Source organism: Chthoniobacterales bacterium, from assembly GCA_018883245.1.
Taxonomy (GTDB): Bacteria; Verrucomicrobiota; Verrucomicrobiia; order Chthoniobacterales; family JACTMZ01; genus JACTMZ01.
In genome coordinates this window covers 56,649-72,558 of record VEQL01000009.1, presented here as the reverse complement: position 1 = coordinate 72,558, position 15,910 = coordinate 56,649, and the positions used below count along the sequence as shown (strand labels likewise).

Here is a 15,910-nt window from a genome sequence, read left to right as displayed (position 1 = left end):
CATTCCCGGGAGGATGTCTTGCCGCACCAACTCGGAACTCACCTCTTCGCCATGATCCGCCGCAATCTCGCGATGCGCGGAAGGGTCAATCCCCAACCGCCGGTGCAAACAACCTTCGCGTTCTGAGCGCTGTCAGGCGCCGAGAACGGAAACAAAAGCGTAGGCAGCCGCAATCACGGCGACGGCCGCAATTCCCCAAGCCGCCATCCCCAAAGTATCCTTGGGAGCCACCGGGCGCGGCAAGGGAGAGAGAGGGCGGAAGTTGTCCGGCGCGCCGGACCCCACCTGCGCGGGGGGCGCTTCCACGGCTGGCTCCACCTCGGGAATTTCGGGACTGGCAACGGGCTCCATGAAGACGGAGCGCACATTGCCGAAATAAACTTCGTCGCCTTCGCTCAAAGGGCTCTCGCCGGTCACCCGCTCGCCGTTGACAAAAGTTCCGTTGGTAGAGCCGAGATCGCGCAGCACCGCTGCGTCGTCTGCCACCACGATCTCGGCGTGGCGGCTGGAGACCGAGCCTTCGTCCAGGGCAACGTCATTGTCCCCGAGCCGACCAACCGTGAGGCGGCTGCCCACAAACTCGTGGGTCGTCGGGCTGTTCTCGGGGAAATAAACCGTCAGGCGCATTTGCAGGTGAAAATATCAACCCTTCGCGCCTTCATCAACGAGTTTGGCGAACTGGTCGAAGAAGTATTCCGCATCGTGCGGGCCCGGAGCGGCCTCGGGATGGTATTGCACGCTGAAAACCGGAACCGATTTGCTTCGCAGACCCTCGACGGTCCCGTCGTTGAGGTTGATGTGCGTGACCTCGACATCCTGCGGCAGCGAATCGGCATCGACAGCGAACCCGTGGTTTTGCGAAGTGATGGAAACTTTGCCGGTCCTGAGATCCTTCACCGGCTGGTTGCCGCCGCGATGGCCGAACTTGAGCTTGAACGTTTTACCGCCAAGCGCGTAACCGAGGATCTGATGACCGAGGCAAATTCCGAAGATCGGTTTCTTGCCGAGCAGAGCCCGTATGTTTTTGTGGATGTAGTCAAGAGCCGCGGGATCGCCGGGCCCGTTGGAAAGGAAAATACCGTCGGGATCCGACGCCAGAACCTCTTCGGCCGAGGTGTCGGCGGGGACCACCCGAACCGCCAACCCGCGCTGACGCAGACCACGGAGGATGTTGCGCTTCATTCCGAAGTCGTAGGCGACGACACGACGGCGCACCGGCGGAAGTCCGCCGAAAATATTGCCTGCCGCATCGCGGGCGTTCCCGGCCTCGAGATCTCCGGCTTGGGCGAGTTTCCAAGGACGACTGTCGGCCCCCGCGGGATCCCAATCGAAGGCCTTCTTGGGCGTGACCTCGCGCACAAAATCCATGCCGACGACTCCGGCGCCTTCCTTCGCAATCTGCACGGCGCGCTCCGCCGTGACGGGCTCGGTCGTAAGGCACGCCTTCATCGCGCCGAGTTCGCGCAGATGCCTTGTGAGCGCACGCGTGTCGATCTCCTGGATGCCCGGAATCCCGTAGCGGCGCAGGTAAGCGTCGAGTGACTCCTCGGAACGCCAGTTGCTCGGGACATCGCTCAACTCCTCGATGACAAATCCGCGCACTTGGGGACCGTGACTCTCCTCGTCGAGCGCGTTCACGCCGTAGTTGCCGATGTGCGGGCTCGTCATGGCGACGATCTGGCCGAAATAGGAAGGGTCGGTGAGCACTTCCTGATAACCGCTCAAGGAAGTGTTGAAGCAAATCTCCCCCGTCACAGTGCCGGATGCTCCGAACGCCTCACCGTGAAAAACCCGCCCGTCCTCAAGTGCCAAAAGTGCCGTCATGATCGGACGCCTTTTGTATCCACTATGCGCGGACCCCGCAAATCCCAAAGCGATGCACCCTGTGGCGACAACATAGCCGCTGCAAATGCCAAAAAAAGAAGCGCCCCCCGCTCGCACGGGAGGCGCTCCATGAAAGTATTGCCCCGGGTGAGCCGTCACGGCCCAATTCCCGATCCCTTGGATACAAGGGCGGATGACCGCCACGGCGCGGCGCGGACTTCCAATCAAGGCATGTCCTTGCCAACCGCAGCTCAGCCTCCTGGGATTTGTTAATACGGTTCGGGGCTTGGATCGTTTACTCGAACTCTCCAGGGCAAATCGGCTTCGGCGATGCGAAAGATCTTATCCGCGGAAGACGGCACCCAACTCCGCTTTCGCGTGATCGCGCAGCGTCTCGACTGCACGATCCACTTCATCGGACGTCAATGTCCGCGCCTCGTCACGGAATGTCAAGGTGACCGTGACCGAGCGCAAATCAGGCGCCAATTTTGCCCCGCTCTGATCGACAAAAACGTCTTTCAAACCGACCGATTGAAGGTGCGGCGCTTTCGCTCCGACCAAAGCACGGTCGATCGCCGCGTAGGGAGTGGCGCGCGGGAGCAAGAGCGACAGATCGCGTTCGACAGCAGGAAATCTCGGCAGCGGCCGAACACGAATCGCGGGGACTGCGGACTGCAACCAACCGTCGATCACAAGTTCCGCGTAGTGGACTGCCTCCTTCGCGTCGTGACTCTCCGCCAGCACACGCGGAAGGCGCCTGATAAAACCATCAACCCCGCGTGCGGAAACTCTGAGCGCAAGTCCGGTCTCCGGCGCGAATTCCACATCGCCGAGGGCCTCGCGAATCGCACCCTTGAGATCAAACAAATCACTGCCTTGGCCCGTGCACACCAGAGCCAGCGCTGTCCGCTCTTCGACACCGGTGAGTTGGAAAACCGTGCCGAGTTCGAACAAGCGCACGCTGCCGGCGCCGTGCCGCATGTTGCGAGCCAGCGCTTCGAGCAGTCCGGGCAACAGCACCGGGCGAAGCAATGCCTGGTCGGCGCCGAGCGGGTTGGCGATCCGCACGGCACCCTCCGCCGCCACGCCCGCGCGTTGCAAACCCTCGGGTGAAACAAAATGCGAAGTGCGCGCCTCACTGAAGCCTTGGGCACGGAGGCGTTCGCGGAGCCTTTCCGCATTGTCGTGACGCAAATCCGCACCGCTCATCGGCGCGGGAAAACCGCGCAGGCGGGAGGGAACGCGCTCAATGCCGGCCACGCGGATCACCTCCTCGGCGAGATCGACGGGGCGCGCGAGATCCGGGCGAAAACTCGGTATGGTCCATCCTGCCGATGATTTGACGAGCCCGAGCCTATGGAAAATGGCATCCATCTCCGCGTCGGCGATTTCGGCGCCGAGAAGCGCGCGACACCGGGCCGGGTCGAAAGAAATCACGCGCACCGGCGAAGGATCATCCCCCGCGACGAGCGTGTCGGTATCGGCAGATCCCCCCGCAAGCGAAATGATAAGTTCCACGGCCCGGCACGAGGCGGCGAGAACGCCCGCCGGATCAACGCGGCGCTCGAAGCGGTAGCTCGAGTCGGTTTGCAGCCCCAACTCCCTCGCGGTTTTGCGAATACGCGCCGGCTGGAACCAAGCGCTTTCGAGCAAGATGTCGGTCGTCGCCTCCGTGACACCCGTCTCGAGTCCGCCAATGGCACCCGCAAGCGCCACGGGCTTGCCTTGGTCCGCTATGACAAGATCGGTATCGCGCAGCAAAATCTCGCCGCCATCGAGTGTCTTCAACTTTTCGCCAGGCGCCGCGTTGCGGACGACGATTGCGCCGGAAAGCTTGCCCAGATCGAAAGCGTGGAGCGGTTGGCCGGTCTCAAGAAGGACGTAGTTGGTGACGTCAACGATGTTGTTGATGGGACGAAGACCCGCCGACGCAAGCCGGTCGGCGAGCCACTGCGGGCTGGGACCAATCTTGACTCCGCGGATAACGCGCGCCGTGTAATAAGGGCATCCGTCGTTCTCGAGACGCACGGTGCTCCCGGCTGGTTTTACCGGAGGAATCAGCAAAGGAGCCATTCGCAGTTGCGCATTCGACAGCGCAGCAATCTCCCGCGCCACGCCGCGGTAGCAGAGCAAATCAGGACGGTTCGGCGTGACCTCCAATTCAAGCACCGCGTCGGGCCGGACAAGATCCTTCATGGCTTTTCCAACCGGCGCATCGTGAGGAAGGATCAAAAGACCCTCGGCATCTTCGGCCAGTCCCAACTCCTTCGCACTGCACATCATGCCGTCAGAAACCACGCCACGCAGCTTGCCGGATTTGATCTTGAAGTCGGGCCCAAGCACCGCACCGGGCAGTGCCAAGGGCACCTTGTCGCCGACCTTGTAATTCTTCGCCCCGCAAACAATCTGCCGGGGCTGGCCGGAGCCGTCATCGACCCGGCACACGCTGAGTCGGTCCGCGTTGGGGTGCTGTTCGCTGGAAAGAATCTGCGCAACGACAACATTGTCCGGAACTTCGCCGCGCACCATGCGACCGACAACCTCGGTGCCTCCGGCAGTCAACAAGTCTGCGAGTGCATCGGCCGATTCCGGCAGATCCGCGTATTCGGCAAGCCAAGAGAGGGAAATTTTCATGGCGTGAATTGCGACAAGAAGCGCTGGTCGTTCTCAACGAACATGCGGATATCTGGGACGCGGTGCAAAATCATGGCCAGGCGCTCGAGGCCGAATCCGAACGCGAACCCGCTGACCTTGGCAGGATCGAAGGCATTGTCGCCGCGCCGCTCGTTGACCCGCTCGAAGACGGCCGGATCCACCATGCCGCAGCCCGCCAATTCGAGCCAGCGCTCCCCGCCGCCAAGCGCGGCCGCCCGCACGTCGAGTTCGTAGCTTGGTTCGGTGAAAGGGAAAAAATGCGGACGGAAACGCACCTTGGTATCCGGCCCGAAAAGTTCGCGGAAGAAATATTCCAGCGTCCCCTTCAAGTCGCCGAGCGTGACATCTTCATCGACGTAGAGCCCTTCCATCTGGGTGAATTGCGCGAGATGCGTGGCGTCGATCTCGTCTCTGCGGTAGGCGGCGCCGGGCGCGATAATGCGGATCGGCGGCGTTTGCTTTTCCATCGTGCGGATCTGCACGCTCGAGGTGTGCGTCCGGAGCAGCCGCCCGCCAGGCAGATAGAAGGTGTCCTGCTCGTTGCGCGCAGGATGCTCGGGCGGAGTATTCAGCGCGTCGAAGCAGTGCCACTCGGTTTCGATGTCCGGGCCTTCGGCCAGTGCAAATCCCATGCGGCGGAAAATTTCCACTGCGCGCCGTTGGAGACTTTGCAATGGATGCAGGCTGCCGATGGTGCGCGCGCGCCCCGGCAAGGTCGGGTCGATCTGAGCTAGCTCGGATTCCTCCGCCGCGGCGGCAAGCTCTGCCGTGCGGGCTTCGAGTGCGCTGGTCACAGCCGTGCGGACCTCGTGGAGAAGTTTGCCGGTTTCGGGGCGCTCCTCCTTGGGCAGATGGCGCATCTGCTCGCCCGCCACAGTGAGACGGCCCGAACGCCCGGCGATGGCAACGCGCACCTGCTCAAGGGCGGACAAATCCGCCGCGGCAGCGATGTCGCGCAGAGCCTGCTCGCGCAGGGCGGTCAGTTCCTCACGCATGTTGAGGGCAGTGTAGCCGTGGGCGTCCTTTCCGCGCCAGCCTTGCGGCGGCGCGGTCAACGGGAACAGCGGCTACGTTGGAATCAAGCGGCCTTGAGAGCCGCCGCGCCTTTGGCCACCACCTGACGGAAAGCGGCTTCGTCGGCCACAGCGAGGTCGGCCAGCATTTTGCGGTTGATGGCAATGGACGCCTTTTTGAGTCCTTCCATCAGCCGGCTGTAGGTGATTCCTTCGGCGCGGCATGCGGCACTGATGCGCGTGATCCAAAGGCCGCGGAGGTTGCGCTTGCGCGTTTTGCGGTCGCGGGTCGCCCAGACTTGGGCTTTCATCCGCGCGTCTTTCGCGTAGCGGTAGAGTTTGCTGCGGCGTCCGCGGTAGCCCTTGGCTTTCGCGACCATCCGTTTGCGCCGTTCACGACTGGCCGGCGCGTTTGTTGCTCTTGGCATCTGTTTTTCCCGCCTTGCAGCGGTCTCCTCGGGACAGGTCGTTTCGTTGTTCGGCCGCGCACCTCACCCGTCCCGTGAGCCCCGATACGCGGGGCCAGGCGCGCAAGCCGGCCTCAAATTTCAGCCAAAGGGCAGGTTCTCCTTGATCCGCGCAACATCGGTCACGTCGACAAGGACGCTCTTGGCGAGTTGACGTTTGCGCTTGGCATTCTTCGACGACAGCAAGTGACGCCGTGAAGCTTGGGCACGGAGGACCTTGCCGGAACCCGTGACCTTGAAGCGTTTGGCCACGGCTTTCTTTGTTTTTCTGCGAGCTACCGGTTTCGGCATAAGCGGGCAAAAATAACGGGACTGCCCGTATCGGGCAACCCTTTTCCTACTCCATCCACTGAAGGACGTTGAAATTCGCGCTCACCAAAACCGTCACGATTGTGGCTGCAACGAGCACGGCAGACAGGGCGCCGGCACTGCCGAGAATAATCAGGCTGCGGATGAAACTTTCCTCTTGGTCGCGGTTGTCCATGACCTTTTGCCTATCTTTTCCGCCGGTGCGGCGGAAGAAAATTCGACGGCACCGGGAACCGAATAAACTGCTTCGCAGATTCCCCCGCGCCAAGAAGCGCTTTCGAGGCGCAGCTTGAGAGAACGCGAAAGGTTGCTGCGCCCCGGCACGCCGAGGAGCGCAGGTGTGGCGGCGCCACCGACGATGCGCGGAACAAAGGTGACGCGCAGGCGACGGACCTTCCCGCCGCGGAGCAGGTCTTTTATTCGATCAGCTTGGACGCGGCCGCCTGTCAACTTGCCGTCCAAGCTCAATGTCACGCGCACCTCGCGGTCCTTGGTCATTCGCTGTGTTCGATGCGGTCCTCAAGCCGGTCCACCTCGCGCGCCATGTCGCGCAGGTTGATGGCTTCCTCGGAAGACGAACGGTAAAAAAGAAAGACGATGCCGCCGGCCAGACTCCCCACCAAATTGATAAGAAACCCGGACACCGAGATCAGCGTGGCGACGGCAGCCGTGACACCGAAAGGAGCGAGGAGCGAGACGAACAGGCTTTCGCGCACACCGATACCGGACACACTGATGGGGATCGCGGTGATGACGGCCACAATCGGCATGACGGAAAAAATGTCGAGCACCCCGAGTTTGGACGAACTTTCGGCGAAGGCCTGGGCCGCGCAGTAAAAGGTGGTGAAAAACATCGCGAACAGCGGGAATGAGACAAGAAACGCCCAGATCGTGAGACGCCAACCTTTGGCGTAGAGATGGCAGGCCGCGGACAATTCCACGATGCGGCCGCGCAGGGGCGTCCAAGAGGGAAGATAATGCACCCAACCGAGAGCGGAAAAAACAAACATTCCGACAATGATCACCAGCGCCGCGGCAAGCAGCCAAAGCAACGTGTTGACGAGGGCCGCGCTCCCCTGCGTGTGGCCAAGAACGTCATAGCGCAGATAGAGCACCGTGACGCTGAGAAAGATGAGCGCCAACATCCCGATGACGCGGTCCATGAATACGCTCAAGAGCGCGGCCGTCTTGTTGTCTCCGGCCTCGCGCATGGTCAGGAACATCTTCACCACGTCGCCGCCCGTCGAACCGAGCATGAAGAGGTTGAAGAAGTTGCCGATCATGAAAAGCTGCCACAGCCTCCACCAACCGATGCGTATTTCCTGCACGCGAAGCAGCACGAGCCATCGGAAAGTAGAGAGCACACTGCAACCAAAGAACACAGCCACGCCGATCCATAGCCAGCGCCAATCGGCCAGCACGAGGGCTTCGGCCATTTCGCGGCGTTTCGCGGGGTCATGGAACACCCACCAGAGCAGCCCCAACGTGACGGCGAATTGAAAGATAGTGAGGAGCGTCTTCTTGTTCATGGCGATCCAGCGCGCAAGCAAATCAGTTGCCGGCAGCGGACAAAATCAATTTTTTTGCGGCCGCCTCCCCGCTGGCCATTGCCGCATCGATGCTCGCGCCCGAAACCGCATCGCCGGCCACCAGCAAGCCCGGTGGCAACTCTCCCCACGGAGCAGGGCGGCGCTGGAAGCCCGGCGGTTGTGCCGGAACCGCGTAGAGCACGCGAATAAAATCCAGCGGCTGCAACTCCGAACGGTCGGCTCTGAACCATGAGGCGACCACCGCCGCCACAAATTCGGCATCGTGCGCGCGGGGATGATCCGGTTTCACGGTCACACTCCACAAGTGCCTGCCCGCAGGCGCGAGAGACGGAGCGACATTGGTGAGCAACGCCGCGTGCAACACGGGATTCCCGCTGTCGAACGGCGGCAGGCAAATCCAGCCGCCACGGTGAAAGGCGCGGCCGGCGGCAAAGTAGTGCACGGCAGTGGAGAAAGCGCGACGCGGCTCCCCACGTCCGAGCAAGCGGCAGACCGAGGGTTCGTCTGCGGCGAGAACGACATTGTCAGCTGCGACGTGCTCGCCGCTTTCGAGCACGACACCCCTCGCCCGTCCGTTATCGAAAAGAACGCGCTCCACGCGACAAGCGTAGCGAACGGACTCCGGCTGCAATCGCGAGGCGAGTTGACCCGCAATCGCGCCGATCCCCGCGCCGGGCAGCAGAGCCAAGCCGGTGGCAAATCGGCGCAGATATCCGAGCAAAAGAGAACTGCTCTGCGAGAGTGCGGGGTCCAAAAGAACGCCGCCGAAAAACGGAATCGCGAAGCGGGCGAAAAATTTTTCGCTGAATCCGCGCCCGCGCAGAAAGTCCTCCGCTTTGATGTCCGCCCCCCCGCCCCGGACTGCCGCAAGCGTCAAAAACGCCAGCCGGACCATATCGACGGCAGGAAGCACTCCGCCGAACGCCGCGAGTGCCGAAAGCGGGTTGCGCAAGGGATTTTCCAAGGTGCGTGGCGCGCCATCGCCGACAAAAAGTGCGCCGGAACGGAAAGCACCGCCGCCGAGGGAGACCAGGTCGAGATGCTTGCGTGCGGAAGGATAAGACGAGAGCAGCACCTGAAATCCACGGTCGAGAATGTAGCCATCCGGTGTGCGCCCGGACACGACGCGGCCGCCCGGGACACCGGCAGCCTCGAACACAAGGCAAGGACACCCGGCCCGGGTAAGAACTTTCGCGCAAGTGAGCCCCGCAAGACCGGCGCCAACAACGACCGTCATCATGTTGTCAATACTTTCACAGCGACGTTGCAACAAATTCTTCTCGCACACGAGCCGCGCCACAATAATTTCGTTTTTTCGTCATGAAGAAGCCTGCACCAATCGCGTTCGAGAAAGAAATCATCGATGAGTTGAAGTATTCGCTTGCCCGCGACTCGGTCACCGCGTCGAGACGTGAATGGTGGATCGCCACCTCCATGGCCATCCAGCGGATCATCATTGCGCGGATGATGAAGACCCTCGCCGTTCATAACGAGGGCAATGTGCGGCGCCTTTATTATTTTTCCATGGAGTTCCTCATGGGCCGGCTGTTCGTGAACAACATGATCGCCGCCGGCGTTTTGGAGGAGGTCAGCGAAGCACTCGCCAACCTCGGGCATCCGCTTGAGGAGACCCGCGACGAGGAATACGACATGGCCCTGGGGAACGGCGGGCTCGGGCGGCTTGCGGCCTGTTTCCTGGATTCCCTCGCGACGCTGGACCTGCCCGCCATCGGTTACGGCATCCACTACGAATACGGGCTCTTCAAGCAGGAGTTCCGCAACGGTTACCAGGTGGAACTTCCGGATGCCTGGGTGCAATACGGCTCGCCGTGGGAAATCGTCCGCCCGCAGCACCAGCAGGAAATCCCCGTTTACGGCCACGTCGAGGTGGTCACCGACGAGAACGGCAAGACGTCCTCAGTGTGGGTCGGCTTCCGAAAGCTCATCGGGGTCCCTTATGACATTCCGATTCCGGGATACGGCACCGAGACCGTGAACTTCCTGCGACTCTGGGAATCGCGGGCCCCGGAGGAATTTGATTTCGATGCCTTCAACCGCGGCGGCTACGAGGAAGCCGTGCGACAGAAAAACATGGCCGAGACCATCAGCAAGGTCCTTTACCCGAACGACCACACCGAAGCGGGCAAGGAACTCAGGCTCTTGCAGCAGTATTTTTTCGTCGCCTGCTCGCTGCGCGACATCATCCGCCGCTTCCAGAAGGACAACTCGGATTGGGAGACTTTTCCCGAGAAGGTGGCAATCCAGCTCAACGACACCCACCCGGCAATCGCCATCCCCGAACTGCAACGACTGCTCACCGATGATTACGGTGTCCCGTGGGACAAGGCATGGTCCATCGTCACACGCGTGTTCGCCTACACCAACCACACGCTGATGCCCGAGGCGCTCGAGCGTTGGAGCGTGGGCCTTTTTCGCAAAGTCCTTCCCCGCCATCTGCAGATCATCCTCGAGATCAACAAGCAGTTCCTCGAGGACGTGGAGAAAAAGTGGCCCGGGGACGTGGACAAGAAGCGCAACCTGTCGTTGATCGAGGAAGGCCACGAGCAGATGGTCCGCATGGGGCACCTCTGCGTCGTCGGCAGCCACTCGGTCAACGGCGTGGCCGCCATCCACACCGCGTTGATCAAGAGCGATCTATTCCCGGAGTTCCACTCGCTCTGGCCGAAAAAAATCAACAACAAGACCAACGGCATCACCCCGCGCCGCTGGTTGCTTTCCTGCAACCCGCGCCTGGCCGACCTCATCACGCGCACCATAGGCCACGGATGGGAGCGCGACCTCGACAAACTGCGCGAATTGGAACCGCATGCGGATGAGGCCGGATTCCGAGAGGAGTTCATGGCGGTGAAACACGCGAACAAGGTCAGGTTGGCCAAGCGCATCCTGCAGGAGTGCAACATCGAGGTGGACCCCTCTGCGATGTTCGATGTTCAGATCAAGCGCCTGCACGAATACAAGCGCCAGCATCTGAACCTGCTGCACATCCTCTGGCTTTACCGCCGGCTGCTCCAAGATCCCAAGCTCGACATTCCGCCGCGCGTTTTCATCTTCGCCGCCAAAGCCGCGCCGGGCTACGACACGGCCAAGCTTATCATCAAAGCTATCAACGCCGTGGGCTCGAAAATCAACGCGGACACGCGCATCGGCGGAAAGATCAAGGTGGCCTTCATGCCCAATTACCGCGTTTCCCTCGCCCAGCGCATCGTCCCGGCAGCGGATCTCTCGGAGCAAATCTCCACTGCGGGCAAGGAAGCCTCAGGCACGGGCAACATGAAACTCGCGCTCAACGGCGCCGTGACCATCGGCACGCTCGACGGCGCGAATGTCGAAATCCGAGACGAGGTTGGCAAGGACAACATCTTCATCTTCGGCAACACGGTGGAGGATGTCCACAAGCTCCAGGCCAAGGGCTACAATCCGCAGACTTATTACGAGAAGGACCCCGAACTCGCCGCAGTGATCGACTGGCTCGGAACCGACTACTTCACCGAGGGGGAACCGCGCGACATCCTCGCGCCGTTGCGCGACAACCTGCTCTACCGAGACCCGTTCCTTTGCCTGGCGGACTTCGCATCCTACTGCAAAACCCAGGAAGAAGTTTCTGAGGCCTTCAAAGACAGGGCCCGCTGGGGCAAGATGGCCGTGCTTAACACCGCGAGGGTCGGCAAGTTCTCGAGCGACCGCACGATCAAGGAATACGCCAAGGAGATCTGGAAACTGAAGCCGGTGCGGGTACCCTGACTGCGGGGCTTTCGGCTGGCATCGGATGGCGTGTCCGGCGCATGATGCAGGCGCTCACGGTCAAGACCGTCGTCCGGTCGGATCCGTGATACCACATGGCCAGCGTCACGTTCGAAAACGTCACCAAGATCTACCGCGGCCGCCACGGTGAAGACATACCCGCCGTGCTCGACCTCTCGCTGGAAGTGCCCGACAAGTCTTTTGTGGTTCTGCTCGGTCCCTCGGGCTGCGGCAAAACGAGTGCCCTTCGCATGGCGGCAGGCCTCGAACCGCTCACATCGGGAAAGATTCTGATCGACGGCGAAGAGGTCAACCGAGTGCCGCCCGGCGACCGCGATGTCACGATGGTTTTCCAAAACTACGCCCTCTACCCGCATCTCACGGTCGCGGAAAATCTGGCCTTCGGCCTGAAAATCCGGCGCTTCCCCGCGGACGAAATCGCGCGCCGCGTGCGCGAGGCCGCCGCCATTCTCGGCATCGAGGATTTGCTCGATCGTCACCCGCGCAATCTCTCGGGAGGACAGCAGCAACGCGTGGCCGTCGGTCGCGCGATCGTGCGGCGCCCGCGGGTTTTTCTTTTCGACGAACCGCTCTCGAATCTCGACATGCGGATGCGCGCCCAAATGCGCACGGAACTCATCCGCCTGCATCAGCGGCTTCAGTCCACGATCATTTACGTCACCCACGACCAGTCGGAGGCGATGACCATGGGAACGCGCATCGCGGTGCTCCGGGAGGGGACTCTGCAGCAGTGCGGGGCACCGCTCGAAGTTTACCGGCAGCCGCGCAACACCTTCGTTGCCGGGTTCCTTGGCGGACCGCCGATGAACTTCGTGCGCGGCACATTGCGCGCGCGCACTTCCTCACGCGTGACTTTCTCCGAGGCGGAAAACGGCTCGCTCGAGTTGGAATTCGAGAGGCCCGGGCTTTTGGCGGGATTGGCGGAGCGCGAAGTGCTGCTTGGCTTGCGACCGGAGGATTTGCAGCCCATACCCGCGCAGGACAAGCCCGACGCGTCTGTTTTCCCCGCGACACTCGACATCATCGAACCGACAGGCGCGGAATCCATCTGCTATTTGCAGACGGGAGCCAACTCGATCGTCTGCCGCAGTCGCCACCCCGTCGATCCGCGCGAGACGGGACACCGCCTCCTTTTCCGGGTCGATACCGACAAACTCGTTTTCTTTCATCCGTCCACGCACGAACGCATCGGTTGAGCGATGAGCATCCTGCGCAAACGGGAGGAGTCGGAGCAGATCGAGGAGCGCACTCTCGCGCCTTTCGCTCAAATGTCCGCCTGCAGCCGGGGACGGATCCACAGTCAGGCGCCTCATCGTTGGCGCACCGAATACCAGCGGGACGTCGCGCGCATCATCCATTCCGCGGCCTTTCGCCGCCTGGAATACAAAACGCAGGTTTTCCTCAACGGAACAGGCGACCATTACCGGACGCGCCTCACACACACGATGGAAGTCGCCTCGATCAGCCGCACCCTGGCCCGCGCCTTGGGACTGAACGAGGACCTGGCCGAAGCGGTGGCCTTGGCCCATGACCTCGGACACTCCCCTTTCGGTCACTCGGGCGAAGAGACGCTCGACCGCCTGCTCGTGGATCATGGCGGATTCGACCACAACGACCAGAGCCTGCGCGTCGTCACGCTTTTGGAAAGTCCTTACGAGGATTTCGAGGGTCTCAACCTCACCCGCGAGGTGCTCGAGGGTCTGCAAAAGCACGCCTCTGCCCGCAGCACACCTGGCCTCGGTTCGCACTCCTGCGCATGCCTCGAGGGCCAGATCGCGGATCTCGCCGACGAAATCGCCTATTACGCGCACGATGTGCAGGACGGACTCGAAGCGGGCCTCATTCATCCCGCGCAACTCTCCGATGTCGCGCTGTGCGCCGACATTTCACGGGAGAGCGGCTTGGACCTGGCCGGTGCCGACGCCAAAACTGCACGCCTAAGTCTCGCGCGTCTGCTTTCGAATCACCTGATCGAAGACGTCCTTGAGGCGAGTTCCGCGCGCATCGCGATCGCGGGTGTCAGAAACGCGGACGATGTCCGTCGGCATCCGGATCTTCTCATCGGCTATAGCGAGCGCACCGCGGCGGAAGCCAAGACGCTACGCCGTTTTCTCTACGCGAATCTCTACTTCCATCCCGAAGTCAACGGCGCCAACCAACGAGCCTGTGAAATGATGGCGGCTGTTTTTGCCGCTTACATCCGCGACCCGAGCCAGATCGGGCGCGAGGCTACGCGGCGCGTGCCAAACTGCGGGCTTTACCGAGCCGCCGGAGACTACATTGCAGGAATGACCGACCGCTACCTGCTCCTCGAGCACGAGCGCCTGCTCGGGAAGCCATGAAACAAACCGACGGCAAGAGACGGATGCGCATCGCGGTGATCGCCGACACCCACAACCGACTTCCCGACGAGGTTGCGGACGCGATCGCCGGCGCCGACGAAATCTGGCATCTCGGCGACGTCTGCAACACTGAGACGCTCGCGTTGCTGCAGTCATTGGGGCCGCCGGTGAGTGCCGTCCGGGGAAATTGCGACCCGCACCGTCTCGCACCGGACACTCTCAAGCTCCGGCGCGGCGCACGCACATTTTACCTCGTGCATGAACCCCCGGGCCTCGTGCCGGACGGCGCAGCGTTCGCACTCCACGGGCATACGCATGTGCCGCGCGACGAGACCTGCGGCGGGGTGCGCTATTTGAATCCCGGATCGGTGGGGAAGGCCAATCACGGGGCGCCGGCTTCCTACGCATGGCTGACGCTGGAAGAAGGATGCGAACCCCTCTGGAAGGTGATCACGCTCGCCACCGACCGGAGGAGTTGAGAAACGCGCAGCCTGCAGCCATACTGTCGAGGATGAAACGCTTCGTCTTGCTCCTGGCGACTTTCGCCATCCAGCCGGGCCTCCGCGCGGAAGACCCCGTTGCTTCCAACAGCGTGGTCATCCCCGAGTTGGAAATCTCCGCCGATGAGACGCCCGCACCCGCCGCCACACCCGATGCAAACTCTCCCAAGCTCGAGCAAAAGATCGATCTTTCGGCGACACCGAAGACGGAAAATTTCGAGATCGAACCGCCGAAGGATTCGCCCAATCCGGAATCGACCGGCGAATTGATCGGCCCGCTGCCCGGAGACCAAGAGGTGCCCGCAAGCATCCCCGTGAGCGGGACGGTCGAAGTGTCCGCCAAAAACCACGGCAAAATTGTCCGTGCCAGCACCGGCAATCTCGTTCGCATCAGCCTCGAGTCGAATCCCAGCACAGGCTACAATTGGGAATTGCGCGATTTCGAAGACGGAGTAGCAATCTATCACGGCAGCGAATTGGTGGCACGCCAGGGCGGGAACGTGCTTTTCGGAGCCCCGGGCGACACGGTGATCACCCTGCAGGCCGTCAAGCCCGGGACGCAGGATATCAAACTCGTTTACCGCCGCCCATGGGAACCGCCTGAACAAGTCGCGGCCGCCTTTGCCTTCCGCCTCGAAGTCACGGGACCAGAAAAATCGCCCGCCCCCTCTTCCGCTCCGTGAGCAAGCCACTGGTCATCGCAGGCCGCACCTTCCGCTCGCGGCTTCTTCTCGGCACGGGAAAGTTCGCCTCGCACGAACTCATGCGCGACGCGCTGGCGGCGAGCGGGTCGGAGATTGTGACCGTCGCGCTTCGACGCGCGGATCTCAGCGGAACCAAAGACCCGTTCGCCAACATCCTCGATTTCATCGATCCCGAAAAATTTCTCCTGCTTCCGAACACCAGCGGAGCCATGAACGCGGAGGAAGCTGTGCGCCTCGCGCGGCTGGCCGCCACCGCGGGACTTCCCAAATGGGTGAAGCTGGAGATTCATCCCGACCCGCAATACCTGCTCCCCGATCCGATCGAGACGCTGCGAGCCACCGAGATCCTGGCAGCCGAGGGGTTCACTGTGCTTCCTTACATCAATGCCGACCCGGTCCTGGCCAAACGGCTGGAGGATGCGGGGGCAGCGACCGTGATGCCGCTCGGCTCTCCCATCGGAAGCAACCGCGGGATCGAAACGCGCGCGCAGATTGCCATCATCATCGAGCAAGCCCGCGTGCCGGTTATTGTGGACGCCGGTCTCGGTGCACCCAGCCACGCGGCCGAGGCAATGGAAATGGGCGCCGACGCGGTGCTGATCAACACGGCCATCGCCGTGGCGGAAAATCCCGTTGCCATGGCGCGGGCCTTCCGTATGGCGGTCGAGGCGGGGCGCGATGCGCGTGAAGCCGGTCTGCCCGCTCAAGGGGAAACTGCGGCACCGACCAGTCCCCTCACCGCATTTTTGCAAACTACCTGACA

The 15,910-nt window shown here is 62.1% G+C and carries 15 protein-coding genes; 6 read left to right on the top strand and 9 right to left on the bottom strand.

Annotated elements, in window-relative coordinates; all coding sequences use genetic code 11:
* Window positions 1-132: 132 nt before the first annotated feature.
* The 9 genes from FGM15_05180 to FGM15_05140 all read right to left on the bottom strand — a co-directional run bounded on the left by FGM15_05180 (window position 133) and on the right by FGM15_05140 (window position 9,058).
* Entirely contained in the window at window positions 133-627 is a 495-nt protein-coding gene (locus tag FGM15_05180) for an FHA domain-containing protein (GenBank protein MBU3665256.1), read from the bottom strand.
* 15 nt (window positions 628-642) lie between these two features.
* Window positions 643-1,824, bottom strand: coding sequence for a glutamine-hydrolyzing carbamoyl-phosphate synthase small subunit (gene carA, locus FGM15_05175; protein MBU3665255.1), 1,182 nt, complete (start codon window positions 1,822-1,824; stop codon window positions 643-645).
* Window positions 1,825-2,166: 342 nt separating this feature from the next.
* Window positions 2,167-4,458 (bottom strand): phenylalanine--tRNA ligase subunit beta, encoded by a 2,292-nt coding sequence (locus FGM15_05170; GenBank protein ID MBU3665254.1) that lies wholly within the window; start codon window positions 4,456-4,458, stop codon window positions 2,167-2,169.
* Window positions 4,455-5,474: a phenylalanine--tRNA ligase subunit alpha gene (pheS, locus tag FGM15_05165; GenBank protein ID MBU3665253.1), complete on the bottom strand. Its 1,020-nt coding sequence runs from the start codon at window positions 5,472-5,474 to the stop codon at window positions 4,455-4,457. The genes FGM15_05170 and pheS overlap by 4 nt, the downstream gene beginning before the upstream one ends.
* Before the next feature lie 83 nt (window positions 5,475-5,557).
* Window positions 5,558-5,920 (bottom strand): 50S ribosomal protein L20, encoded by a 363-nt coding sequence (rplT, locus tag FGM15_05160; protein MBU3665252.1) that lies wholly within the window; start codon window positions 5,918-5,920, stop codon window positions 5,558-5,560.
* A gap of 120 nt (window positions 5,921-6,040) precedes the next feature.
* Window positions 6,041-6,250 (bottom strand): 50S ribosomal protein L35, encoded by a 210-nt coding sequence (rpmI, locus tag FGM15_05155; GenBank protein MBU3665251.1) that lies wholly within the window; start codon window positions 6,248-6,250, stop codon window positions 6,041-6,043.
* 150 nt (window positions 6,251-6,400) lie between these two features.
* The gene (locus FGM15_05150) at window positions 6,401-6,766 is read right to left on the bottom strand and encodes a hypothetical protein (GenBank protein MBU3665250.1); all 366 of its coding nucleotides are present in this window, start codon (window positions 6,764-6,766) and stop codon (window positions 6,401-6,403) included.
* Window positions 6,763-7,797, bottom strand: a complete 1,035-nt coding sequence (locus tag FGM15_05145; GenBank protein MBU3665249.1) for a flippase-like domain-containing protein — start codon at window positions 7,795-7,797, stop codon at window positions 6,763-6,765. The genes FGM15_05150 and FGM15_05145 overlap by 4 nt, the downstream gene beginning before the upstream one ends.
* A gap of 22 nt (window positions 7,798-7,819) precedes the next feature.
* Window positions 7,820-9,058: an FAD-dependent oxidoreductase gene (locus FGM15_05140; protein ID MBU3665248.1), complete on the bottom strand. Its 1,239-nt coding sequence runs from the start codon at window positions 9,056-9,058 to the stop codon at window positions 7,820-7,822.
* 80 nt (window positions 9,059-9,138) lie between these two features.
* On the opposite strand from FGM15_05140, the gene FGM15_05135 reads away from it, so the two are divergent.
* The 6 genes from FGM15_05135 (at window position 9,139) to FGM15_05110 (ending at window position 15,908) form a co-directional block, all read left to right on the top strand.
* Entirely contained in the window at window positions 9,139-11,580 is a 2,442-nt protein-coding gene (locus tag FGM15_05135) for a glycogen/starch/alpha-glucan phosphorylase (protein ID MBU3665247.1), read from the top strand.
* Window positions 11,581-11,675: 95 nt separating this feature from the next.
* Window positions 11,676-12,797: an ATP-binding cassette domain-containing protein gene (locus FGM15_05130; GenBank protein ID MBU3665246.1), complete on the top strand. Its 1,122-nt coding sequence runs from the start codon at window positions 11,676-11,678 to the stop codon at window positions 12,795-12,797.
* A 3-nt stretch (window positions 12,798-12,800) separates the two neighbouring features.
* Window positions 12,801-13,943, top strand: coding sequence for a deoxyguanosinetriphosphate triphosphohydrolase (locus FGM15_05125; protein MBU3665245.1), 1,143 nt, complete (start codon window positions 12,801-12,803; stop codon window positions 13,941-13,943).
* 23 nt (window positions 13,944-13,966) lie between these two features.
* Complete coding sequence (locus tag FGM15_05120) at window positions 13,967-14,422, top strand: metallophosphoesterase family protein (protein ID MBU3665244.1); 456 nt, start codon at window positions 13,967-13,969, stop codon at window positions 14,420-14,422.
* Between the two features lie 32 nt (window positions 14,423-14,454).
* The gene (locus FGM15_05115; protein MBU3665243.1) at window positions 14,455-15,126 is read left to right on the top strand and encodes a hypothetical protein; all 672 of its coding nucleotides are present in this window, start codon (window positions 14,455-14,457) and stop codon (window positions 15,124-15,126) included.
* Entirely contained in the window at window positions 15,123-15,908 is a 786-nt protein-coding gene (locus FGM15_05110) for a thiazole synthase (GenBank protein MBU3665242.1), read from the top strand. The genes FGM15_05115 and FGM15_05110 overlap by 4 nt, the downstream gene beginning before the upstream one ends.
* Window positions 15,909-15,910: the final 2 nt, after the last annotated feature.